The following is a 22,712-nucleotide window of genomic DNA, read 5'->3' as shown; positions in this document are numbered from 1 at the left end:
ACTTTAACGATGGCGATTTATACCCGAACAGGTGATTCAGGAAGTACGTCTCTATTTACCGGACAGCGTGTCAGTAAAACTCATCGACGTGTCGAAGCCTATGGCACGCTGGATGAGCTAAACGCAACACTCAGTCTGTGTTATTGCGCCACCTCCATCGAAAGCCATCGCATCTTACTGGAAGCTATTCAGCAACAAATATTTTGGTTTAGCGCCGAGCTCGCCAGTGAAAGCGAACAGCCGTCAGCGCAGCAGCGTTACATCGGAACAGAAGAAATTGCCGCGCTGGAAAAAGCGATCGACAGCGCAATGAACGCTGTCCCTCCAGTTCACAGCTTCATACTGCCTGGTCGTTGTGAAGCCGCGAGCCGTATGCATGTCGCCCGCACGGTAGCCCGGCGGGCTGAAAGACGTCTGGTTGAACTGACAACGGAAGCCACCGTCCGCCATGTTTTGTTGCACTATATCAACCGACTTTCCGATTGCTTGTATGCCCTCGCCCGCGTGGAAGACAACGTTGTTCATCAAAACCTGATGATTCGGGAAATCACAAAACGTTATCACGAAGCCAATCACACTCCAGCATTGAAGGAACGCACGATGCCGCTCACTTTTCAGGATCTTCACCAGCTCATTCGTAGTGCGGCAATACGCGCGGATGAACTACATATTCCCGTTGTCATCAGCATTGTTGATGCCAACGGGACAGAAAGTGTTACCTGGCGGATGCCCGATGCACTACTGGTCAGCAGTGAGCTGGCACCGAAAAAAGCCTGGACCGCCGTGGCGATGAAAACGGCAACACACAAACTTGCTGACGCCGTACAACCCGGAGCGCCACTTTACGGGCTCGAAAGCCATATGCAAGGCAAAGTCGTCACTTTTGGTGGTGGTTTTCCTCTCTGGCGAGACGGGATATTGCTTGGGGGACTTGGCATCAGCGGTGGTAGCGTTGAACAAGATATGGATATTGCACAAGCCGCAATGGCAGCAATTAATGCAGGAGCAAACCAATGAATCCGACTGAATTAGAAATGATTATCCGCAATATCCTGCGCGAAAAACTGATGCCCAGTGCCTTACAAATACAAAGAAATGGTATTTTCCAGACTGTCGAGGAGGCCGTCTGCGCTGCACACCAGGCCTTTTTGCGCTTTCAACAGTGTTCGCTTAAAACCCGCAGCGCCATTATCAGCGCCATTCGCGAAGAATTAACGCCCCGCCTTACCGAACTGGCAGAAGAAAGCGCCAGCGAAACGGGGATGGGAAATAAAGAAGATAAGTATCTAAAAAACAAAGCGGCACTTGATAACACACCAGGAATTGAAGATTTAACCACCACGGCACTAACCGGTGATGGTGGCATGGTTTTATTTGAATACTCTCCGTTTGGTGTTATTGGCTCGGTCACGCCGAGTACCAATCCTACGGAAACCGTCATTAATAACAGCATCAGCATGTTGGCAGCAGGCAATAGCATCTACTTCAGTCCTCATCCGGGAGCCAAAAACGTATCGCTGAAACTCATTGCCATAATCGAAGACATCGCGTTTCGCTGTAGTGGCATTCATAACCTGATCGTTACCGTAACTGAACCGACCTTTACAGCCACCGAACAGATGATGGCGCACCCTAAAATCAGCGTTCTGGCGATTACCGGCGGTCCGGGTATCGTCGCGATGGGAATGAAAAGTGGTAAGAAAGTGATTGGTGCCGGTGCGGGTAACCCGCCGTGTATCGTCGATGAAACGGCGGATATTGTGAAAGCCGCCGAAGACATCATCAACGGCGCTTCTTTCGATTACAACCTGCCATGTATCGCTGAAAAAAGCCTGATTGTCGTAGCGTCAGTGGTAGAGTATTTAATTCAACAGATGCAAAGTTTTGGCGCATTTCTTCTTAACCATCAGCAAACTGAAAAATTGCGCGCCGTTTGTCTGCCCGACGGCGTCGCCAACAAAAAACTGGTCGGAAAAAGCCCATGCCATCTTCTGGAAGCGGCTGGAATTCCTCTACCGCAGAAAACGCCACGATTACTGATTGCCGTTGTTGACGCCGATGATAACTGGGTTACCTGTGAACAACTGATGCCGATGCTACCCATTGTAAAAGTCAACGATTTTGACAGCGCCCTCACCCTGGCGCTGAAAGTCGAAGACGGTTTGCACCACACGGCAATTATGCACTCGCAGAACGTCTCACGACTCAACCTTGCTGCGCGCGTTATGCAAACCTCAATCTTTGTCAAAAACGGCCCCTCCTGGGCGGGTATTGGCGTCGGCGGCGAAGGCTTTACGACCTTCACCATTGCTACACCGACTGGCGAAGGGACAACGTCAGCACGGACTTTTGCCCGCTCACGACGCTGCGTGTTAACCAGTGGCTTTTCCATTCGCTAGAGAAACGGAAATGAATACTTTTTCATTGCAGACGCGTTTATACAGCGGTTTGGGAAGTCTCAAAGTCCTTAGCCGTTTCACCAATAAGCACATCTGGATTATTTGCGACGCCTTCCTGGCTGGTTCGCCATTGATTGACACGTTGTGTCAGTCGTTGCCTGATAGCAACCGCATCAGTATTTTTAGCGAAATAACGCCCGATCCAACGATCCAGACTGTGGTAAAAGGCATTGCACAAATGCAGACTTTACGCCCGGATGTGGTTATCGGTTTTGGCGGAGGCTCTGCACTGGACGCCGCAAAAGCGATTGTCTGGTTTAGTCGCCAGTGTGCTATTGAGATTGAAACCTGCGTTGCTATTCCCACCACCAGCGGCACCGGTTCGGAAGTGACCAGCGCCTGTGTCATCAGCGATCCCGATAAAGGGATTAAATATCCTCTTTTCGATAATGCGCTTTATCCGGATATAGCGGTTCTCGATCCCTCGCTGGTCGTCAGTGTGCCAGCCGCGATAACTGCCAATACCGGAATGGATGTTTTAACCCATGCCCTTGAATCTTATGTTTCTCCCCATGCCAGTGACTTCACGGATGCACTGGCCGAAAAAGCCGTGCAAATTGTTTTTCACTACCTGCCCACAGCAGTGAATAAAGGCGATTGTCTTGCTACTCGCGGTAAAATGCATAATGCCTCTACGCTGGCAGGAATGGCCTTTAGTCAGGCTGGGCTTGGGTTAAATCATGCAATTGCCCATCAACTCGGCGGGCAGTTTCATCTGCCACACGGCCTGGCGAATGCGCTCCTGCTTACGACGGTTATTCGTTTTAATGCTGGCGATCCGCGTGCTGCCAAACGCTATGCCCGGCTGGCGAAAACGTGCCATTTATGCCCTGACGATGCCAATGACACCGCAAGCCTGAATGCACTCATTCAACATATTGAACAGCTAAAAAAAACCTGTTCAATGCCGACTCTCGCCAATGCACTGAAAGATAAAAAAGCAGAATGGTCATCACGTATTCCAGATATGGTTCGGGCTGCGCTGGCGGATGCCACACTGCGTACCAATCCACGAGCGGCTGATGCCATCGCTATAGCAGAAATGCTTGAGGAGTTGGTATGAACGGCGAGTTAATGTCCTTTGACGAACAGACGATCCGCGAGCGAGTACAGGCAGCAGGCGTCGTGGGTGCTGGTGGCGCAGGCTTTCCAACACATATTAAGCTACAGGCGCGGGTTGACACTTTCCTGGTGAATGCGGCGGAATGCGAACCAATGTTGAAAGTAGATCAACAATTAATGGCACAACAAGCCAGCCGCCTGCTTCGTGGTGTTCACTATGCGATGAAAGCCACCGGAGCCAGGAGCGGAATTATCGCGCTGAAAGAGAAGTATCAACCAGCAATAAACGCACTCACATCATTGCTTCCGCCGGATATCCGCCTGCATATTTTGCCCGACGTTTACCCCGCAGGAGACGAAGTGCTAACCATCTGGATGGCAACAGGTCGCCGCGTTCCTCCCGCTGCGTTACCCGTTAGTGTCGGTGTGGTGGTCAATAATGTGCAAACCGTACTGAATATTGCCAGAGCCGTTGAACAACAGTATCCGGTGACGCGACGCACGCTTACTGTTAATGGTGCAGTGGCTAAACCAATCACAGTGACCGTTCCCATCGGGATGTCTTTACGCGAAGTACTGGCGCTGGCGGGCGGCGCAACAGTGGATAATCCTGGTTTTATCAATGGCGGTCCGATGATGGGTAGTTTGATCACATCGCTCGACACGCCAATCAGCAAAACCACTGGCGGCTTGCTGGTTTTACCCAATTCTCATTCAATCATCCAACGTCAAATGCAGGATGACCGTAGCGTACTTGCCGTCGCGAAAACCGTTTGTGAGCAATGCCGCTTATGTACCGATCTCTGCCCGCGTCATTTAATTGGTCACGAACTGTCGCCACATTTGTTAGTACGTGCGGTTAACTATCAACAGCTCGCTACGCCACAACTGTTACTGACAGCTCTCACCTGTTCGGAGTGCAACGTCTGCGCCAGCGTCGCCTGTCCGGTAGGTATTTCGCCGATGCGCATAAACCGCCTGCTTAAGCAGGAATTACGCGCCAAAAATCTCCGCTACGAAGGTGCCTTAAATCCTGAGGATGTCATGGCAAATTATCGGCTGATCCCAGTAAAACGGCTGGTAACCAGACTGGGATTAACCCCGTGGTATCAGGATGCGCCATTGTCTGAACAGGTGCCTCAGCCCGAAAAAGTGACTCTATTGTTACGCCAGCATATCGGTGCCAGCGCAATTGCGTGTGTACAAAAAGGCGATCGTGTCGTTCGTGGACAATGTGTAGGCCAAATTCCACACGGCACATTAGGTGCTCCCATTCATGCCAGTATTAATGGCACGGTCAGCGATGTGACAGAAAACGCTATTACGGTTGTGAGAGGTTAACCATGTCGAAAGCGGTAGGTATTTTAGAACTTAGCAGTATCGCAAAAGGGATGGAAACCGGCGATGCCATGCTGAAAAGCGCCAATGTTGAGTTACTGGTCAGCAAAACGCTATGTCCCGGGAAATTTCTGCTGATGCTCGGTGGCGATGTCGGTGCGGTGCAACAGGCCATCAGCAGCGGCGCATCCCTTGCAGGTGAAATGCTGGTCGACAGCCTGATCCTCCCTAATATTCATCCCAGCATTCTGCCCGCAATCAGCGGACTGAACCATGTTGAACAGCGTCAGGCTATCGGTGTGGTCGAAACCTGGAGTGTGGCAGCCTGCATTGACGCAGCCGATTGCGCAGTTAAAGCTGCGAATGTCACTCTCGTTCGAGTGCATATGGCCTTCGGTATTGGCGGTAAATGCTACATGGTGGTTGCTGGCGATATTTCAGATGTTAATAATGCGGTCTCTGTCGCCAGCGAGCGCGCGGGGGAAAAAGGATTGCTGGTCTATCGCTCGGTAATTGCCCGTCCGCATGAAGCCTTGTGGCGTCAGATGGTGGAGGGATAATGACAACTCAGCACGCTACTGAACGGATGATTCAGGAATATGTCCCCGGTAAACAGGTTACGCTGGCGCATGTCATTGCTAACCCAGGGAAGGAGCTGCTTAAGAAATTAGGTTTACCAGATACCGTTTCCGCCATTGGCATTCTGACGATTACCCCCAGCGAAGCGTCTATTATCGCGTGCGATATCGCCACAAAGTCGGGAGCTGTAGAAATTGGTTTTCTTGATCGTTTTACTGGTGCCGTAGTACTGACTGGCGATGTTTCAGCTATCGAATATGCACTTAATCAGGTTACCCGCACGCTGGGTGAAATGATGCACTTTGCCGCCTGCCCCATTACACGGACCTGACGTTATGCAACGTATGATGCTCATCGGCCCCAGTCAGTGCGGAAAAACATCACTCACGCAATGTCTGCGCGGAGAAGATCTTCAGTATCAGAAAACGCAGGCCATTGTCTGGTCACCAGCCACCATTGACACACCAGGCGAATACCTCGAAAACCGTAGTCTTTACAGCGCACTGCTGGTCAGTGCCTGCGAAGCGGACATTATCGCGCTTGTGCTTAATGCGGACGCACCGTGGTCACCTTTTTCGCCAGGCTTTACCTCGTCAATGAATCGCCCGGTCATTGGAGTAGTAACCAAAGCAGATTTAGCCAGCATGGAACAAATATCTTTGGTGAAATGCTGGTTACGGGAAGCTGGAGCGCGCAACGTGTTAGTGACCAGTGCGGTTAATAACATCGGAGTTGCAGAGCTTTTTGCCTTGCTGCATACAGAAGAAGGCTGTCGCTAATTTTGATAGGTTATCAGATGGGAATGATGACTTGTGATACACAGAAAAGAGTCAATGAATAATGAGGGTTGCCGGGCAACCCTCATCGAATAAAGCAGAAATTACTTCGCTTCGCCGTTTTTCATTTCGCCCATAGCTTTCAGCTTTTTGGAGATATCGCGGCGTTCTTTGGAGAGCTCGGCGTTTTTGATGATGTAATCATCAACGCGATCTTCATAGTCACCTTTCATGCTGGCAATGATGCCCTGGATTGCTTCTACGCTCATCCCAGGCTTAATGTAATCGCTCAGGTTGTCCAGCAGCAGGACACGCTTCTGGTTGTCACGGATCTTTTTCTCAACGTCCTGGATTTCACGTTGCAGTTTGTTCTTACGGCGGAACAGACGAACAAATTCCAGTACGTCCTGGAATGAAGGCTTGGTAGTTTCCATTTTTATACCCCTGATAATGTGAGAGTCGGATTCGTTTAAGCAACCGCTATTCGTTAGGGCCAACATTACTCATAGCTGCCGCAGATGACAATGCTTTTATCCCTTTTCATTATCATACCCTTTATCCTTGCTGAATCGAAGCAGCTGCAAGATGATTCTGAAGTTCAGGAATTATTTGCGCAAGGCCCGGCAAATCAGATTCGATAGCAACTCAAGCTGATGTGCCGTTTCCATGTTCAGCCACACATAACCATAAATCGGCGTTTCTACGACCTTCAGGTCATGGTGGCTATCGAGCAACTGACGCAACTCTTCCACAGCATCGTTCAATTTTTCCGTATTGGCAAAAACCGGCTGCGGATTACCTTCATACAGCGCATGAACAAGGCTCAGCACTATTTGCTGCATCATGTGCTGTGTATCACGCAGTTTTTGCGCGTTCAATAACACGAAATGACTGGGACGCGTGGCCCAGTAGGCATTGATTTGCAGCTCCAGCATACAAACCAGATTACGATTAATAGTCTGGATACCTTCATATATCGATTTTGGAATGCGGGTTTCTTTGCTGGCTGGTGCAATCAGCCCTCGCATTTTCACGGCATCGGTCAGGAGTTTTTGCAGATGACTTTCCAGTCGTGGGCGTTCAAGTAAGTTCGGTGAGAATGCAGATTGATAGACCCGATTATACTCGGTCAGACTTTTCGCCAGTTGAATGCGCCAGTGGATGAACGCACGTTGCGGCCAGATACCGGTAAACAACATTGCCAGTAAAGAGCCGAGGATCACATCGCCACTTCGCCATAATGCCGTATCAATTTCACCTGTTGGGGAACCAACAACAATTGCCAGCGTCACACCAATCAATAAACCTTGATACGGTTTCTTGCCGAGTGCCAGCCAGCCACAAAGAAACATGGCAGCCGCGCACCAGACTAACATCAGCGGTAAAGAGATTAACTCCAGTCGCAGAGCAATAAGACCTAAAATCGAGCCAAACACCGTACCGCCAATACGTTCAAACGCACGAGGGACAACGTTACCCCAGAACGAAATTGGCCCCATGATCACCACCATAGTGACCAACGGCCAGGTGCTTTCCGGAATAGTAAACAGGCGAATGATGAGAAAGGTGAGCAAGAACGCCAGCGCAACACGAGTACCATGAACAATGCGGTAATGACGGTAGACTCGAATTTCGAACGGGCTTAAGGACTTATCGGCACGCACGCGGGCACTCCGTGAAAGAGGGAAAAAACGATCATAATTCAATCTGACAAACCAGGTGCAATAACGCTACGTAACAAATCTGTCCGGCAAACCGGGAATAGCGGACGTTCCCGGTTTGGTTGTCAGAAAACTAAAGACGGATCTTACTCTTTTACATAACGAAAAACAGCGTGGCAATCAGGTTAACCTCTGACCCGACGTCATTTATCAGCGCCGTTTTGGCTGCACCGCGACATACATTTCGATATCCCAATAACCATCTTGCGCGCCATTGTTCAGATAAACCTCAAAACAGGGTTTTGGTAACATTTCGTAAGCACTGTCCTGCAAGAGGCTGTTAAAGAACTGATACCAGGGTTTCGCAAAATCATCCCCCTCTACGCGGGCTACCGCCACCGCATACTGACCACCCGAAATTTCTGTCAGGATGACGCCCTCACTGTTTTCGGGAAGTGTGAAACTATCTGCCACCGAAACTACGGTGTCACAACGTAACTTTTCGGCAGGTGTTTCATCTGGATTATCGTAATAGACCGCCACCCACTCCTTCGGAACAATATTTTTGTTATCAACCCACATCATCAACTGCTCAAAACCTTGCTTTACCGTTTGTTCCCACGGGCCAACGAGATGGAAACCTGCAACGGTACGTTTATCTTCCTGTTTAATCTCGTAGTTCATGACGCCTCCACTTATACTGGTTTTATATACAGCATGATTTGTAATATAAAAACCACAAGGAATGAGTGTTGATTATGCGAGCAGACTCGCACTCCTGCCAGTCTGCGGCGTAAGAAAGGTCAGGCTTTATGCTCGAAATAATCACTCAGCCGGGAAAACATACCGCCTTTTCCGACAGATTCCAGGGTGACCAGCGGCCAGTGCGCCACCGGTTTATCGCGGTCATAAAGTTCAATTTCCCCAACCCGCTTATGGGCGCTAATTGGCGCGGTCAGTTCTTTACCATCAAGGGTGTATTTTGCTTTGATATTAGGAATCTCCGCTTTTGGCAGCACCATCCAGAACTCTTGTTCCGTTCCCAGAGCGATGTTTTCTTTATCGCCATACCAGATTCGTTCTGTGCCAACCTTTTTCCCCCGGTGTAAAATTTGCACCGTAGTAAAGTTCTGTTGCCCCCAACGCAACAGTTTCCTGGCTTCTTCTTCGCGACCTTTTGCGCTGTCAGCCCCCATCACCACCGCAATGAGACGACGCTGACCATCCACCGCCGACGCAATGAGATTAAACCCGGCACCAGAAGTATGCCCGGTTTTCAGGCCGTCAACATTCATGGTCTTATCCCACAATAATCCGTTACGGTTTTGCTGGGTGATACCGTTCCAGGTGAGGCTTTTTTCGCTGTACATATGATAAAACTCAGGCTCGCCGTGGATGATAGCGCGAGAAAGGACGGCTAAATCATAGGCCGAACTGTGCTGACCGGGTGCATCCAGACCATGCACTGTTTCAAAATGCGTATCCTGAAGATGTAACTTCTCAGCATAATTGTTCATCATGTCGACAAACTGCCGTTGCCCACCGGCAATATAATCAGCCAGTGCAACACAAGCGTCATTGCCAGAGTCCACAATTAAACCACGGCTTAAATCACGTACCGATACGCGATCGCCCTCTTTCAAAAACATCAGTGAAGAACCGACGAATACCGGATTATCTTTCGCCCATGCATCGCGCCCCACCGTAACAATATCGTCTGGCGTAATACGATGGCTATCGATTGCACGATCAACGACATAGCCAGTCATCAGCTTAGTCAGGCTGGCAGGATTGCGTTGTTGATGCTCATTACCCGCCGTGAGGATCTGACCGGTTGTGTAATCCATCAAGACCCATGATCCCGCATGAATTTGTGGAGGCTGGGGTGAAAAGGGAATATTTTCCGCCGCAAAACCAGACGATAAATTAAAAACGAACAAAGAAGCAGCAATAATAAGACGGCGTTTCAACAGCAAATCCTCAGGAGTTTCAAATAGCAGTTCTTTTTACGGAAATCCTGATGAACTGGCTGGAATAAAGTGCAAGAAAATGTGACATTTATCTCATTTTTAACCTGACATTATCAGTTGCTACTCCCTGTCAAATTGTCGCTCTAAAGCTGATTAGCACGGTGATATTTGATACTCTGACATACAGCAGAAATAACGGATTTAACCTAATGATGAATGACGGTAAGCAACAATCTACCTTTTTGTTTCACGATTATGAAACCTTTGGCACGCACCCTGCGTTAGATCGCCCTGCGCAGTTCGCTGCCATTCGCACCGATAGCGAATTCAATATCATCGGCGAACCAGAGGTTTTTTATTGCAAGCCTGCAGATGATTATTTACCCCAACCAGGAGCAGTTTTAATCACGGGTATTACCCCGCAGGAAGCGCGGGCGAAAGGAGAAAACGAAGCTGCGTTTGCCGCTCGCATTCATTCGCTTTTTACCGTACCGAAGACCTGTATTCTGGGCTACAACAATGTACGTTTCGATGACGAAGTCACACGCAACATTTTTTATCGTAATTTCTACGATCCCTATGCCTGGAGTTGGCAGCATGATAACTCTCGCTGGGATCTGCTGGACGTCATGCGCGCCTGTTATGCGCTGCGTCCGGAGGGAATCAATTGGCCTGAAAATGATGACGGTCTACCGAGTTTTCGCCTTGAACATTTAACCAAAGCGAATGGTATTGAACATAGCAATGCCCACGATGCGATGGCCGATGTGTACGCCACTATTGCGATGGCGAAACTGGTGAAAACGCGTCAGCCACGCCTGTTTGATTATCTCTACAGCCATCGCAACAAGCACAAATTGATGGCGTTGATTGATGTGCCACAGATGAAACCCCTGGTTCACGTTTCCGGTATGTTTGGTGCATGGCGCGGCAATACCAGTTGGGTTGCGCCGCTGGCATGGCATCCTGAAAATCGCAATGCCGTGATTATGGTGGATTTAGCTGGAGATATTTCGCCATTACTGGAACTGGATAGCGACACGCTGCGCGAGCGCCTGTATACCGCGAAAGCCGATCTGGGCGATAACGCCGCCGTTCCGGTTAAGCTGGTGCATATTAATAAATGTCCGGTATTAGCACAGGCGAATACGCTTCGCCCGGAAGATGCCGATCGGCTGGGCATTAATCGCCAGCATTGTCTCGATAACCTGAAAATTCTGCGTGAAAATCCGCAAGTGCGTGAAAAAGTGGTGGCGATATTCGCTGAAGCCGAACCATTTACGCCTTCAGATAACGTGGATGCCCAACTTTATAACGGCTTTTTCAGCGACGCCGATCGCGCGGCAATGAAAATTGTACTGGAAACCGAGCCGCGTAATTTACCGGCACTGGATATCACCTTTGTCGATAAACGCATTGAGAAGCTGTTGTTCAATTATCGTGCGCGTAACTTCCCAGGAACGCTGGACTACGCCGAACAGCAACGCTGGCTGGAGCACCGTCGTCAGGTCTTCACGCCAGAGTTTTTGCAAGATTATGCTGATGAATTGCAAATGCTGGCACAACAATATGCCGATGATAAAGAGAAAGTGGCGCTGTTAAAGGCGCTTTGGCAGTACGCTGAAGAGATCGTCTGAAAAGAAAAAACCGGAGCGATAAACTCCGGTTTTTAGTGACTTACCGAATGGTTACATCATCCGGCTTGTAATATTATGCAACGTCTTCGTATTGCGGAACCGGATTGCGGAAGCTCTTCGTCACGCAAGCCAGATAAATCAGACCGATTGCCGCCCAGATCAGACCCAGAACCATTGAGCTTTCTTCCAGGTTAACCCACAGCGCACCTACAGTCAGAGCACCACACATCGGCAGGAACAGATACTGGAAGTGATCTTTCAGCGTTTTGTTACGCTTCTCACGGATCCAGAACTGCGAAATGACCGACAGGTTAACGAAGGTAAATGCTACCAGCGCACCAAAGTTAATCAGCGCCGTTGCCATCACCAGGTCAAAGTTGATTGCCAGCAGAGCAATCGCGCCAACCAGGATAATGTTCATTGCCGGGGTACGCCATTTCGGGTGTACATAACCGAAGAAGCTTTTCGGGAACACGCCGTCACGACCCATTACGTACATCAGACGCGCTACGCCTGCGTGCGCCGCCATACCGGACGCCAGTACGGTAATGGTGGAGAAGATCAGCGCGCCAACCTGGAACGCTTTACCCGCAACGTACAGCATGATTTCAGGCTGTGACGCATCCGGATCTTTAAAGCGAGAGATATCCGGGAAGTACAGCTGCAGGAAGTAAGTTGCAAAGATGAAGATCATGCCGCCGATCAGCGCGGTCAGGAAAATCGCACGCGGGATCACGCGCTCTGCATCTTTGGTTTCTTCCGACAGGTTGCTGATGCCGTCAAAGCCGGTAAAGGAGAAGCACAGGATTGTCGCCCCGGTAATCATCGGGATAACATGCGCATCGCCAGACCAGAACGGACGGGTGCTCGCCAGCGTACCAGCGCCTTCACCTTCAAATACGCCGTAAACTACCATGCCCAAAATTACCGCGATCAGCACAACCTGCAACACTACGATTACCGTGTTGAAGTTCGCCACGGATTTCAGACTACGCAGGTTAAAGGCGGTCATAAAGGCCACCAACGCCACCACAAACATCCACGATGGGATGGAAGGCACCAGAGCTTCAAAATAGATTTTCGCCAGCAGGATGTTGATCATCGGCGCGAACAAATAGTCGAGCAGAGAAGACCAACCCACCATAAAGCCAACGGTCGGGCTAATGGATTTCTGGGCGTAAGTGTATGCAGAGCCAGCAGAAGGATAGCGGCGAACCAGCTTCCCGTAGCTCAAAGCCGTAAACAGGATCGCAATTAATGCGAACGCATAGGCTGTCGGCACATGACCATCCGTGAGGCCTGAAACGATACCAAAAGTATCAAACAGCGTCATCGGCTGCATATAGGCAAGACCCATCATTACAACCGGAACTAACGTAAGCGTTTTACGCAATTCCACGCGAGAGGTGTTTGGAGTAACGTTATGCGACATGGTCATTCTCCTTTACGGTGAAAACCGTCGCGTAAGCAAAAAATTGCCCCATTTTTTTGGATTCCTCAGCGACAACAACTGTCGATTTTTAGTAAATATCTATCCGGTACGAAGCCCGGCCTCTTGGTATGAATGATTGGTTTGAAGCAAAAAATAACCGACGCGGATAAAACGTCGGTTTTTAGTCATTTTTTGACAGCGGCGCATTGTGCCTAAATGGGGGGTAAATGACAAGAGAATGAGAGGCTTGTCATAAAATTTTTTATTTAAATGGCTGATTTTCCGTCATCAGATTTTGCATAAACTCCAGCAATCGCACTATTTGCTAAAATCTCATCCCGCCACCATGCGCTGGCAAGCCCTGCGGTCTGTTCGTTCCAGCCAATCCAGACCGGTTCAAAAAGAGTTTGGGCGACCACTTTCTTCTCAATTAACGCGCCACTATCGAGAAAACGTTGCGCCAGATAGCGGGGTAAATAGCCACAACCAAGACCGCTTATTTGTAGCTCCAGTTTGGTTTTAAAATCGAATACGGTTATGGCTTCTTGTTCATCGAGAAGTTGCGAGGCCGTAGAAGCGCCTGCCTGCGCAGTATCACCCACCACAATCGCCCGATACCGCTTAATGATACGACGGTTTAACGGTTCTTCTTCCTGGGCTAGCGGATGATGAGGCGCTACCGCAAAAACTTGTTCCAGATCGCCCAACCGCGAGAAACCAAACTCACTGGAAGACGGTGGCTCATGCATCGCGCCAACAATAATATCCGCTCGCCCCTGAGTCAGGGCATCCCAGGAACCACCGAGTACACCATTGACAAACTTCAGGCGCGTCACGCTATGATGTTGATAAAAGGCTTCAATGAGTGGCGCAAGCAGGGAAAAAGGAAACGTATCATCTACCCCAATCACCAACTCGTTTTCCCAGCCTTCATGAAGTTTGATAGCCTGCTTTTCCAGTTCTCGCACGGTATGGAGAACTTCCCGCCCTTTCTCTAATAACATTTTTCCGGTACGGGTGAATTTAGCGCGGTGACCGCTGCGATCGAGTAATTGAATATTAAGGTCGCTTTCCAGCTTATGAACGGTATAACTCAGAGCGGACGGCGTCTTGTAGAGTTTGGCCGACGCCGCCGCAAAACTGCCTTCTTTTTCTAAGGCATCGAGGATCATCAACACATCCAGCAGTGGTTTCATACACGCCCCCTTGCAGTGTATGCGGCGTCCTGCTGTCGTGATCGTTTACTCCAGCGGCATTACCAGCGGATCGGGATACTGGTATTCAAATCCCAGTTCATTGCAAATCCGACTGCCATCAATAATTTTACCCTTACCGCTGTCCAGACTGTTTCTGAACTGCGGGGGTTCCAGCCCCAGTAAACGAGCCATCTGTGGGTAGAAAACATTGCGCGCAGGGTGAGCTGGCGCACATATATTATAGATGTGTCCGCCTTTAGGTGCCTGTAACAACAGGGTGATAGCGCCAATAACATCTTCCTGGTGGACTAAATTAACACCGTGTTCACCGTCAGGCGCGGTTTTTCCGGCAAAGAAGCGTCCGGGATGGCGCCCTGGTCCGACCAGCCCCGCAAGACGCAGAATATCGACCGAAGTACCGGGTAAATTGTGCAGCCAGTCTTCGAGTTCTTCTAATACTCGTCCACTGTTGGTCACCGGATTACGCGGGGTAGTTTCTTTCACAGTGCCTTGTGCATCGCCATAGACAGACGTTGAGCTGGTAAAAATAATGCGAGGAATACGATGAGCCAGCGCGCTATCCACCAGCTCTTGCACAGCTTGTAAATAGAACTCATCGCCGGGGCCACTGCGACGTGCAGGAAGCGTAATGACCAGCGCATCGGCATCCATCAGGGCATCCAGATCGTCAGAATCACAAACTAACTCAGGCTCCATGCGAAGCAGATAGCTATCAATCCCGCTCATTCGGGCCGCTTCGACGCCATCTTGTGTGGTTTTACTCCCGGTGACCTGCCAGCCTCGCGCTGAAAGTGACATCGCCAGCGGCATACCTAACCACCCTAACCCGACAATTGCGACCTTTTTCATCCGTTTTCTCCTGATACACCTTAGATCTATAAGGCTACGCTAGCGTATCAAAACTGACAATTCATTCTATGAATGAAATCGAAACTGTTAGCAAATATACAATTGCCTGATGCGCTCCGCTTATCAGTCCTACAAAAACATCAATATATTGAATTTAGGCAACATTTGTAGACCAGATAAGGCATTCACGCCGCATCCGGCAGGAACAAAGCCCACTTTAGTTACAGAACACAATGTTCTTGAGGGTTTTAAAGACATATTTTCACGATTACTTTTTTAACGTAGCCACTCCTGGCCCCCTCCTTTCCCCGCTCATTCATTAAGCAAATCCATCGCCATAAAATATATAAAAAAGCCCTTGCTTTCTAACGTGAAAGTGGTTTAGGTTAAAAGGCATCAGTTGAATAAACATTCACAGAGAATTTTATGACACGCGTTCAATTTAAACACCACCATCATCACCATCATCCTGACTAGTCTTTCAGGCGATGTGTGCTGGAAGACATTCAGATCTTCCAGTGGTGCATGAACGCATGAGAAAGCCCCCGGAAGATCGCCTTCCGGGGGCTTTTTTATTGCGTGGTTGATACCGATTCAGACAGGTTTAAAGAGGAAGAAGAAAATGACAGACAACACTCGTTTACGCATAGCTATGCAGAAATCCGGCCGTTTAAGTGATGACTCGCGCGAATTACTGGCGCGCTGTGGCATTAAAATTAATCTTCACACCCAGCGCCTGATCGCAATGGCTGAAAACATGCCGATTGATATTCTGCGCGTGCGTGACGACGACATTCCCGGTCTGGTAATGGACGGCGTAGTAGACCTTGGGATTATCGGCGAAAACGTGCTGGAAGAAGAACTGCTTAACCGCCGCGCCCAGGGTGAAGATCCGCGCTACTTTACCCTGCGTCGTCTGGATTTCGGCGGCTGCCGCCTTTCGCTGGCAACGCCGGTTGATGAAGCCTGGGACGGCCCGCTCTCCTTAAACGGTAAACGTATTGCCACCTCTTATCCTCACCTGCTCAAACGTTATCTCGACCAGAAAGGTATCTCTTTTAAATCCTGCTTACTGAACGGTTCTGTCGAAGTCGCCCCGCGCGCCGGACTGGCGGATGCGATTTGCGATCTGGTTTCCACCGGTGCCACGCTGGAAGCCAACGGCCTGCGCGAAGTCGAAGTTATCTACCGCTCGAAAGCCTGCCTGATCCAGCGCGATGGCGAAATGGAAGAATCCAAACAGCAACTGATCGACAAACTGCTAACCCGTATTCAGGGCGTGATCCAGGCGCGCGAATCGAAATACATCATGATGCACGCACCGACCGAACGTCTGGATGACGTCATCGCCCTGCTACCTGGCGCAGAACGCCCGACTATTCTGCCGCTGGCGGGTGACCAACAGCGCGTAGCAATGCACATGGTTAGTAGCGAAACCCTGTTCTGGGAAACCATGGAAAAACTGAAGGAACTGGGCGCCAGCTCGATTCTGGTTCTGCCAATTGAGAAGATGATGGAGTAATAGCCATGAGCTTTAACACAATCATTGACTGGAATAGCTGTACTGCGGAGCAAAAACGCCAACTGTTAATGCGCCCGGCGATCTCCGCCTCTGAAAGCATCACCCGTACCGTCCGTGAAATTTTAGATAACGTGAAAACTCGCGGCGATGACGCCTTACGGGAATACAGCGCGAAGTTTGATAAAACCACGGTTACCGCGCTGAAAGTAACTACTGAGGAAATTGCCGCAGCCTGCGAACGCCTGAGCGACGACCTAAAACAGGCGATGGCTGTGGCAGTAAAGAATATTGAAACCTTCCACACTGCGCAAAAACTGCCTCCGGTAGATGTCGAAACTCAACCAGGCGTGCGTTGCCAGCAGGTCACGCGCCCGGTGGCTTCGGTTGGTTTGTATATTCCTGGCGGCTCCGCCCCGCTTTTCTCAACCGTATTAATGCTGGCGACTCCGGCGCGTATTGCGGGTTGCAATAAAGTCGTGCTGTGCTCACCGCCGCCGATTGCCGATGAGATCCTCTACGCAGCGCAGCTGTGCGGCGTACAAGAAGTGTTTAACGTCGGTGGCGCGCAGGCCATTGCCGCACTGGCGTTTGGTACTGAATCCGTGCCAAAAGTGGACAAAATCTTCGGGCCGGGTAACGCCTTTGTCACCGAAGCAAAACGTCAGGTTAGCCAGCGTCTGGACGGTGCGGCGATCGATATGCCCGCAGGCCCGTCGGAAGTGCTGGTCATTGCCGACAGCGGCGCAACACCGGATTTTGTCGCTTCTGATTTACTCTCCCAGGCAGAACACGGCCCGGATTCACAGGTGATTTTGCTGACGCCCGATGCTGATATGGCGCGTCGCGTTGCCGAAGCCGTCGAACGCCAGTTGGCAGAACTGCCGCGTGCCGAAACCGCACGTCAGGCACTGAGCGCCAGTCGCCTGATCGTGACCAACGATTTAGCGCAGTGCATAGAGATCTCCAACCAGTACGGCCCGGAGCACCTGATCATTCAGACCCGCAACGCCCGTGAACTGGTCGATAGCATCACCAGTGCCGGTTCGGTATTTCTTGGTGACTGGTCACCGGAATCGGCGGGCGACTACGCCTCCGGCACCAATCACGTGCTGCCGACTTACGGTTATACCGCCACCTGTTCCAGCCTCGGCCTGGCGGATTTCCAGAAGCGCATGACCGTGCAAGAACTGTCAAAAGAAGGGTTTTCCGCGCTAGCTTCGACCATTGAAACGCTGGCCGCCGCCGAGCGCCTGACCGCCCACAAAAATGCCGTTACTTTGCGTGTTAACGCCCTTAAGGAGCAAGCATGAGCACCGTGACTATTACCGATTTAGCGCGTGAAAACGTTCGCAACCTGACGCCGTATCAGTCGGCGCGTCGTCTGGGTGGTAACGGCGATGTCTGGCTGAACGCCAACGAATATCCCACAGCCGTCGAGTTTCAGCTAACACAGCAAACGCTCAACCGCTACCCGGAATGTCAGCCGAAAGCGGTCATTGAAAATTATGCGCAGTATGCAGGCGTGAAACCGGAGCAGGTGCTGGTCAGCCGTGGCGCGGACGAAGGTATTGAACTGCTGATTCGCGCTTTTTGCGAACCAGGCAAAGACGCCATCCTCTACTGCCCGCCAACGTACGGCATGTACAGCGTTAGCGCCGAAACCATTGGCGTCGAGTGCCGCACGGTGCCGACGCTGGAAAACTGGCAACTGGACTTGCAGGGGATTTCCGACAAGCTGGACGGCGTGAAAGTGGTCTACGTTTGCAGCCCCAACAACCCAACCGGGCAACTGATCAACCCGCAGGATTTTCGCACGTTGCTGGAGTTAACGCGCGGTAAAGCCATTGTGGTCGCCGATGAAGCTTATATTGAATTTTGCCCACAGGCATCGTTGGCTGGCTGGTTGGCGGAATATCCGCACCTGGCTATTTTGCGCACCCTTTCGAAAGCCTTCGCTCTGGCGGGTCTTCGTTGCGGGTTTACGCTGGCAAACGAAGAAGTCATCAACCTGTTAATGAAAGTGATCGCCCCCTACCCGCTCTCGACGCCGGTTGCCGACATTGCCGCACAGGCGTTAAGCCAGAAGGGAATCATCGCCATGCGCGAACGGGTGGCGCAAATTATTGCAGAACGCGAATACCTGATTGCCGCGCTAAAAGAAATTCCCTGCGTGGAGCAGGTTTTCGACTCCGAAACCAACTACATTCTGGCGCGCTTTAAAGCCTCCAGCGCGGTGTTTAAATCTTTGTGGGATCAGGGCATTATCTTACGTGATCAGAATAAACAACCCTCTTTAAGCGGCTGCCTGCGAATTACCGTCGGAACCCGTGAAGAAAGCCAGCGCGTCATTGACGCCTTACGTGCGGAGCAAGTTTGATGAGTCAGAAGTATCTTTTTATCGATCGCGATGGAACCCTGATTAGCGAGCCGCCGAGTGATTTTCAGGTGGACCGTTTTGACAAACTCGCCTTTGAACCAGGCGTGATCCCGGAACTGCTGAAGCTGCAAAAAGCGGGCTATAAACTGGTGATGATTACCAACCAGGATGGTCTGGGGACGCAAAGTTTCCCGCAGGCGGATTTCGATGGCCCGCACAACCTGATGATGCAGATCTTCACCTCACAAGGCGTTCAGTTTGATGAAGTGCTGATTTGTCCACACCTGCCCGCAGATGAGTGCGACTGCCGTAAACCGAAAGTAAAACTGGTGGAGCGTTACCTGGCTGAACAAGCAATGGATCGTGCCAACAGTTATGTGATTGGCGATCGCGCGACCGATATTCAACTCGCAGAAAACATGGGCATTAATGGTTTACGCTACAACCGCGAAACCCTGAACTGGCCGATGATTGGCGAGCAACTCACCAAACGTGATCGTTACGCTCACGTGGTACGCAACACCAAAGAGACGCAGATTGACGTTCAGGTGTGGCTGGATCGCGAAGGCGGCAGCAAAATTAACACCGGCGTTGGCTTCTTTGATCACATGCTGGATCAGATCGCCACCCACGGCGGCTTCCGTATGGAAATCAACGTCAAAGGCGACCTCTATATTGACGATCACCACACCGTCGAAGATACCGGCCTGGCGCTGGGCGAAGCGTTAAAAATCGCCCTCGGCGACAAACGCGGTATTTGCCGCTTCGGTTTTGTGCTGCCGATGGACGAATGCCTTGCCCGCTGCGCGCTGGATATCTCTGGTCGCCCACACCTGGAATATAAAGCCGAATTTACCTACCAGCGCGTGGGCGATCTCAGCACTGAAATGATCGAGCACTTCTTCCGTTCGCTCTCTTACACCATGGGCGTGACCCTGCACCTGAAAACCAAAGGTAAAAACGATCATCACCGTGTAGAGAGCTTGTTCAAAGCCTTTGGTCGCACCCTGCGCCAGGCCATCCGCGTGGAAGGCGACACCTTACCCTCGTCGAAAGGAGTGTTGTAATGAACGTGGTGATCCTTGATACCGGCTGCGCCAACCTGAACTCGGTGAAGTCTGCTATTGCGCGTCACGGCTATGAACCGAAAGTCAGCCGTGATCCGGACGTAGTGTTGCTGGCCGATAAACTGTTTTTACCCGGCGTCGGCACAGCACAAGCGGCGATGGATCAGGTGCGTGAGCGTGAACTGTTTGATCTCATCAAAGCCTGTACTCAACCGGTGCTGGGCATCTGCTTAGGGATGCAACTGCTGGGACGACGCAGCGAAGAGAGCAACGGCGTCGATTTGCTGGGCATCATCGACGAGGATGTGCCGAAAATGACCGACTTTGGTCTGCCGCTGCCGCATATGGGCTGGAATCGCGTTTACCCGCAGGCAGGCAACCGTCTGTTTCAGGGAATTGAAGACGGCGCTTACTTTTACTTTGTTCACAGCTACGCGATGCCGGTCAATCCGTGGACCATCGCCCAGTGTAATTACGGCGAACCGTTCACCGCTGCGGTGCAAAAAGATAACTTCTACGGCGTGCAGTTTCACCCGGAGCGTTCTGGTGCCGCTGGCGCTAAGTTGCTGAAAAACTTCCTGGAGATGTAATGATTATTCCGGCATTAGATTTAATCGACGGCACCGTGGTACGTCTCCATCAGGGCGATTACGGCAAACAACGCGATTACGGTAACGACCCGCTGCCACGCTTACAGGATTACGCCGCGCAGGGTGCCGAAGTGTTGCATCTGGTGGATCTGACCGGGGCAAAAGATCCGGCTAAACGCCAAATCCCCCTGATTAAAACGCTGGTCGCGGGCGTTAACGTTCCGGTGCAGGTTGGCGGCGGCGTGCGTAGCGAAGAAGACGTGGCAGCATTACTGGACGCAGGCGTTGCCCGCGTGGTCGTCGGCTCCACTGCGGTAAAATCACCTGACGTGGTGAAAGGCTGGTTTGAACGCTTCGGTGCCGATGCGCTGGTGCTGGCGCTGGATGTACGCATTGACGAGCAAGGCAACAAACAGGTGGCAGTGAGCGGCTGGCAAGAAAACTCGGGCGTTTCACTGGAACAACTGGTGGAAACCTATCTGCCCATCGGCCTGAAACATGTGCTGTGTACCGATATTTCACGCGACGGTACGCTGGCAGGTTCTAACGTCTCTTTATATGAAGAAGTGTGCGCCAGATATCCGCAAGTGGCATTTCAGTCTTCCGGCGGCATTGGTGACATTGATGATGTCGCTGCCCTGCGTGGTACTGGTGTGCGCGGCGTAATAGTTGGTCGGGCATTACTGGAAGGTAAATTTACCGTGAAGGAGGCCATCGCATGTTGGCAAAACGCATAATTCCGTGTCTCGACGTTCGTGATGGTCAGGTGGTGAAAGGCGTACAGTTTCGCAACCATGAAATCATTGGCGATATTGTACCGCTGGCAAAACGCTACGCCGAAGAAGGCGCTGACGAACTGGTGTTCTATGATATCACCGCTTCCAGCGATGGACGGGTGGTAGATAAAAGCTGGGTATCTCGCGTGGCGGAAGTGATCGATATTCCCTTCTGCGTGGCGGGTGGGATTAAGTCTCTGGATGACGCCGCGAAAATTCTTTCTTTTGGCGCTGATAAAATCTCCATCAACTCCCCTGCGCTGGCGGACCCGACATTAATTACTCGTCTGGCAGATCGTTTTGGCGTGCAGTGTATTGTGGTCGGCATTGACACCTGGTACGACGCCGAAACCGGTAAATATCATGTGAATCAATATACCGGCGATGAAAGCCGCACCCGCGTTACCCAGTGGGAAACGCTCGACTGGGTACAGGAAGTGCAAAAACGCGGTGCCGGAGAAATCGTTCTTAATATGATGAATCAGGATGGCGTGCGTAACGGTTACGATCTCGAGCAGCTGAAAAAAGTGCGTGAAGTTTGCCACGTCCCGCTGATTGCCTCCGGTGGCGCGGGCACTATGGAACACTTCCTCGAAGCCTTCCGCGATGCCGACGTTGACGGCGCGCTGGCTGCTTCCGTATTCCACAAACAAATAATCAATATTGGTGAATTAAAAGCGTACCTGGCAACACAGGGCGTGGAGATCAGGATATGTTAACAGAACAACAACGTCGCGAACTTGACTGGGAAAAAACCGACGGGATGATGCCGGTAATTGTGCAACACGCGGTATCCGGCGAAGTGTTAATGCTGGGCTACATGAACCCGGAAGCTCTGGATAAAACCATAGAAAGCGGCAAAGTTACCTTCTTCTCGCGCACTAAACAGCGACTGTGGACCAAAGGCGAAACGTCAGGCAATTTCCTCAACGTAGTGAGCATTGCGCCGGACTGCGACAACGACACACTACTGGTGCTGGCGAATCCCATCGGCCCAACCTGCCACAAAGGCACCAACAGCTGCTTCGGCGACACCACTCACCAGTGGCTGTTCCTGTATCAACTGGAACAACTGCTCGCCGAGCGCAAATCTGCCGACCCGGAAACCTCCTACACCGCCAAACTGTATGCCAGCGGCACCAAGCGTATCGCACAGAAAGTGGGTGAAGAAGGTGTGGAAACCGCACTGGCAGCAACGGTACATGACCGCTTTGAGCTGACCAACGAGGCATCGGATTTGATGTATCACCTGCTGGTGCTGTTGCAGGATCAGGATCTGGATTTAACGACGGTGATTGAGAACTTACGCAAGCGGCATCAGTGAGTTGCAGGCTGACTGGATGTGATGTTGTTGTCACATCGGCAACAAAAAACGGGCACGGTGTCACCACCCTGCCCGT

Annotated in this window: 25 protein-coding genes and 1 other annotated feature; of the genes, 17 read left to right on the top strand and 8 right to left on the bottom strand. The window is 51.1% G+C overall.

The window, feature by feature from the left end; translation table 11 throughout:
* Window positions 1-9: 9 nt before the first annotated feature.
* The 7 genes from pduO to pduV are packed head-to-tail and all read left to right on the top strand — an operon-like array spanning window position 10 to window position 6,217.
* On the top strand, window positions 10-1,017 hold the full coding sequence (gene pduO, locus A7Z29_RS07160; RefSeq protein WP_001029520.1) for a two-domain cob(I)yrinic acid a,c-diamide adenosyltransferase PduO: 1,008 nt from the start codon (window positions 10-12) through the stop codon (window positions 1,015-1,017).
* Window positions 1,014-2,399 carry a CoA-acylating propionaldehyde dehydrogenase PduP gene (gene pduP, locus A7Z29_RS07155; protein WP_105290011.1) on the top strand — a complete coding sequence of 462 codons (1,386 nt, stop codon included), beginning with the start codon at window positions 1,014-1,016 and terminating at the stop codon, window positions 2,397-2,399. Before pduO ends, pduP begins: the two co-directional genes overlap by 4 nt.
* Before the next feature lie 10 nt (window positions 2,400-2,409).
* Entirely contained in the window at window positions 2,410-3,522 is a 1,113-nt protein-coding gene (locus A7Z29_RS07150; protein WP_105290010.1) for a 1-propanol dehydrogenase PduQ, read from the top strand.
* The gene (locus A7Z29_RS07145) at window positions 3,519-4,862 is read left to right on the top strand and encodes a 4Fe-4S dicluster domain-containing protein (RefSeq protein ID WP_105290009.1); all 1,344 of its coding nucleotides are present in this window, start codon (window positions 3,519-3,521) and stop codon (window positions 4,860-4,862) included. Before A7Z29_RS07150 ends, A7Z29_RS07145 begins: the two co-directional genes overlap by 4 nt.
* 2 nt (window positions 4,863-4,864) lie before the next feature.
* A complete protein-coding gene (gene pduT / locus A7Z29_RS07140) occupies window positions 4,865-5,419 on the top strand; it encodes a propanediol utilization microcompartment protein PduT (RefSeq protein WP_000030732.1) in 555 nt (184 codons plus the stop codon).
* Window positions 5,419-5,769, top strand: coding sequence for a propanediol utilization microcompartment protein PduU (pduU, locus tag A7Z29_RS07135; protein WP_123058400.1), 351 nt, complete (start codon window positions 5,419-5,421; stop codon window positions 5,767-5,769). Before pduT ends, pduU begins: the two co-directional genes overlap by 1 nt.
* A 4-nt stretch (window positions 5,770-5,773) precedes the next feature.
* Window positions 5,774-6,217 carry a EutP/PduV family microcompartment system protein gene (pduV, locus tag A7Z29_RS07130; protein WP_001189427.1) on the top strand — a complete coding sequence of 148 codons (444 nt, stop codon included), beginning with the start codon at window positions 5,774-5,776 and terminating at the stop codon, window positions 6,215-6,217.
* A gap of 101 nt (window positions 6,218-6,318) precedes the next feature.
* Here pduV and A7Z29_RS07125 read toward each other — a convergent pair whose 3' ends face one another.
* The 4 genes from A7Z29_RS07125 to dacD form a co-directional block, all read right to left on the bottom strand.
* Window positions 6,319-6,648: a DUF496 family protein gene (locus tag A7Z29_RS07125; protein ID WP_000450409.1), complete on the bottom strand. Its 330-nt coding sequence runs from the start codon at window positions 6,646-6,648 to the stop codon at window positions 6,319-6,321.
* Between the two features lie 171 nt (window positions 6,649-6,819).
* Window positions 6,820-7,878: an FUSC family protein gene (locus tag A7Z29_RS07120; RefSeq protein WP_001200875.1), complete on the bottom strand. Its 1,059-nt coding sequence runs from the start codon at window positions 7,876-7,878 to the stop codon at window positions 6,820-6,822.
* A 207-nt stretch (window positions 7,879-8,085) separates the two neighbouring features.
* Entirely contained in the window at window positions 8,086-8,559 is a 474-nt protein-coding gene (gene sbmC / locus A7Z29_RS07115) for a DNA gyrase inhibitor SbmC (RefSeq protein WP_001105402.1), read from the bottom strand.
* 119 nt (window positions 8,560-8,678) lie between these two features.
* Window positions 8,679-9,845 carry a serine-type D-Ala-D-Ala carboxypeptidase DacD gene (gene dacD / locus A7Z29_RS07110; protein WP_010347049.1) on the bottom strand — a complete coding sequence of 389 codons (1,167 nt, stop codon included), beginning with the start codon at window positions 9,843-9,845 and terminating at the stop codon, window positions 8,679-8,681.
* A gap of 209 nt (window positions 9,846-10,054) precedes the next feature.
* Between dacD and sbcB the strand changes: the two genes are divergently transcribed.
* Window positions 10,055-11,482 carry an exodeoxyribonuclease I gene (sbcB, locus tag A7Z29_RS07105; RefSeq protein ID WP_000980575.1) on the top strand — a complete coding sequence of 476 codons (1,428 nt, stop codon included), beginning with the start codon at window positions 10,055-10,057 and terminating at the stop codon, window positions 11,480-11,482.
* A gap of 73 nt (window positions 11,483-11,555) precedes the next feature.
* Here the strand turns inward: sbcB and plaP are convergent, their stop codons facing one another.
* From plaP to A7Z29_RS07085, 4 genes are all read right to left on the bottom strand, one after another.
* Window positions 11,556-12,914 carry a putrescine/proton symporter PlaP gene (gene plaP / locus A7Z29_RS07100; protein WP_000019197.1) on the bottom strand — a complete coding sequence of 453 codons (1,359 nt, stop codon included), beginning with the start codon at window positions 12,912-12,914 and terminating at the stop codon, window positions 11,556-11,558.
* Complete coding sequence (yoeI, locus tag A7Z29_RS07095) at window positions 12,904-12,966, bottom strand: membrane protein YoeI (RefSeq protein WP_105279388.1); 63 nt, start codon at window positions 12,964-12,966, stop codon at window positions 12,904-12,906. The genes plaP and yoeI overlap by 11 nt, the downstream gene beginning before the upstream one ends.
* Before the next feature lie 214 nt (window positions 12,967-13,180).
* Complete coding sequence (locus A7Z29_RS07090) at window positions 13,181-14,110, bottom strand: LysR substrate-binding domain-containing protein (RefSeq protein ID WP_000803376.1); 930 nt, start codon at window positions 14,108-14,110, stop codon at window positions 13,181-13,183.
* A gap of 45 nt (window positions 14,111-14,155) precedes the next feature.
* Window positions 14,156-14,980, bottom strand: a complete 825-nt coding sequence (locus A7Z29_RS07085; RefSeq protein ID WP_000754742.1) for an SDR family oxidoreductase — start codon at window positions 14,978-14,980, stop codon at window positions 14,156-14,158.
* A gap of 426 nt (window positions 14,981-15,406) precedes the next feature.
* On the opposite strand from A7Z29_RS07085, the gene hisL reads away from it, so the two are divergent.
* The 9 genes from hisL (at window position 15,407) to hisIE (ending at window position 22,636) form a co-directional block, all read left to right on the top strand.
* The gene (gene hisL, locus A7Z29_RS07080) at window positions 15,407-15,457 is read left to right on the top strand and encodes a his operon leader peptide (protein WP_001364200.1); all 51 of its coding nucleotides are present in this window, start codon (window positions 15,407-15,409) and stop codon (window positions 15,455-15,457) included.
* Window positions 15,433-15,556 (top strand) — a sequence feature (His leader region). Its footprint overlaps the gene before it by 25 nt.
* A 46-nt stretch (window positions 15,557-15,602) precedes the next feature.
* A complete protein-coding gene (hisG, locus tag A7Z29_RS07070; protein WP_000131781.1) occupies window positions 15,603-16,502 on the top strand; it encodes an ATP phosphoribosyltransferase in 900 nt (299 codons plus the stop codon).
* Between the two features lie 5 nt (window positions 16,503-16,507).
* Complete coding sequence (gene hisD / locus A7Z29_RS07065; RefSeq protein WP_000009583.1) at window positions 16,508-17,812, top strand: histidinol dehydrogenase; 1,305 nt, start codon at window positions 16,508-16,510, stop codon at window positions 17,810-17,812.
* Window positions 17,809-18,879, top strand: a complete 1,071-nt coding sequence (gene hisC, locus A7Z29_RS07060) for a histidinol-phosphate transaminase (RefSeq protein ID WP_000108974.1) — start codon at window positions 17,809-17,811, stop codon at window positions 18,877-18,879. Before hisD ends, hisC begins: the two co-directional genes overlap by 4 nt.
* Entirely contained in the window at window positions 18,879-19,946 is a 1,068-nt protein-coding gene (hisB, locus tag A7Z29_RS07055) for a bifunctional histidinol-phosphatase/imidazoleglycerol-phosphate dehydratase HisB (RefSeq protein ID WP_000080099.1), read from the top strand. Before hisC ends, hisB begins: the two co-directional genes overlap by 1 nt.
* A complete protein-coding gene (gene hisH / locus A7Z29_RS07050; protein ID WP_001103560.1) occupies window positions 19,946-20,536 on the top strand; it encodes an imidazole glycerol phosphate synthase subunit HisH in 591 nt (196 codons plus the stop codon). Before hisB ends, hisH begins: the two co-directional genes overlap by 1 nt.
* Window positions 20,536-21,273 carry a 1-(5-phosphoribosyl)-5-[(5-phosphoribosylamino)methylideneamino]imidazole-4-carboxamide isomerase gene (gene hisA, locus A7Z29_RS07045; protein ID WP_105290007.1) on the top strand — a complete coding sequence of 246 codons (738 nt, stop codon included), beginning with the start codon at window positions 20,536-20,538 and terminating at the stop codon, window positions 21,271-21,273. The genes hisH and hisA overlap by 1 nt, the downstream gene beginning before the upstream one ends.
* Window positions 21,255-22,031 carry an imidazole glycerol phosphate synthase subunit HisF gene (gene hisF / locus A7Z29_RS07040; protein WP_000880156.1) on the top strand — a complete coding sequence of 259 codons (777 nt, stop codon included), beginning with the start codon at window positions 21,255-21,257 and terminating at the stop codon, window positions 22,029-22,031. The genes hisA and hisF overlap by 19 nt, the downstream gene beginning before the upstream one ends.
* On the top strand, window positions 22,025-22,636 hold the full coding sequence (gene hisIE / locus A7Z29_RS07035; protein WP_105290006.1) for a bifunctional phosphoribosyl-AMP cyclohydrolase/phosphoribosyl-ATP diphosphatase HisIE: 612 nt from the start codon (window positions 22,025-22,027) through the stop codon (window positions 22,634-22,636). The genes hisF and hisIE overlap by 7 nt, the downstream gene beginning before the upstream one ends.
* The last annotated feature ends 76 nt before the right edge of the window (window positions 22,637-22,712 follow it).

The organism is Escherichia sp. MOD1-EC6842 (assembly GCF_002965705.1).
GTDB classification, from domain to species: Bacteria; Pseudomonadota; Gammaproteobacteria; order Enterobacterales; family Enterobacteriaceae; genus Escherichia; species Escherichia ruysiae.
The sequence above is the reverse complement of the archived record's forward strand: the minus strand, read 5'-3'. Positions and strand labels throughout refer to the sequence as shown.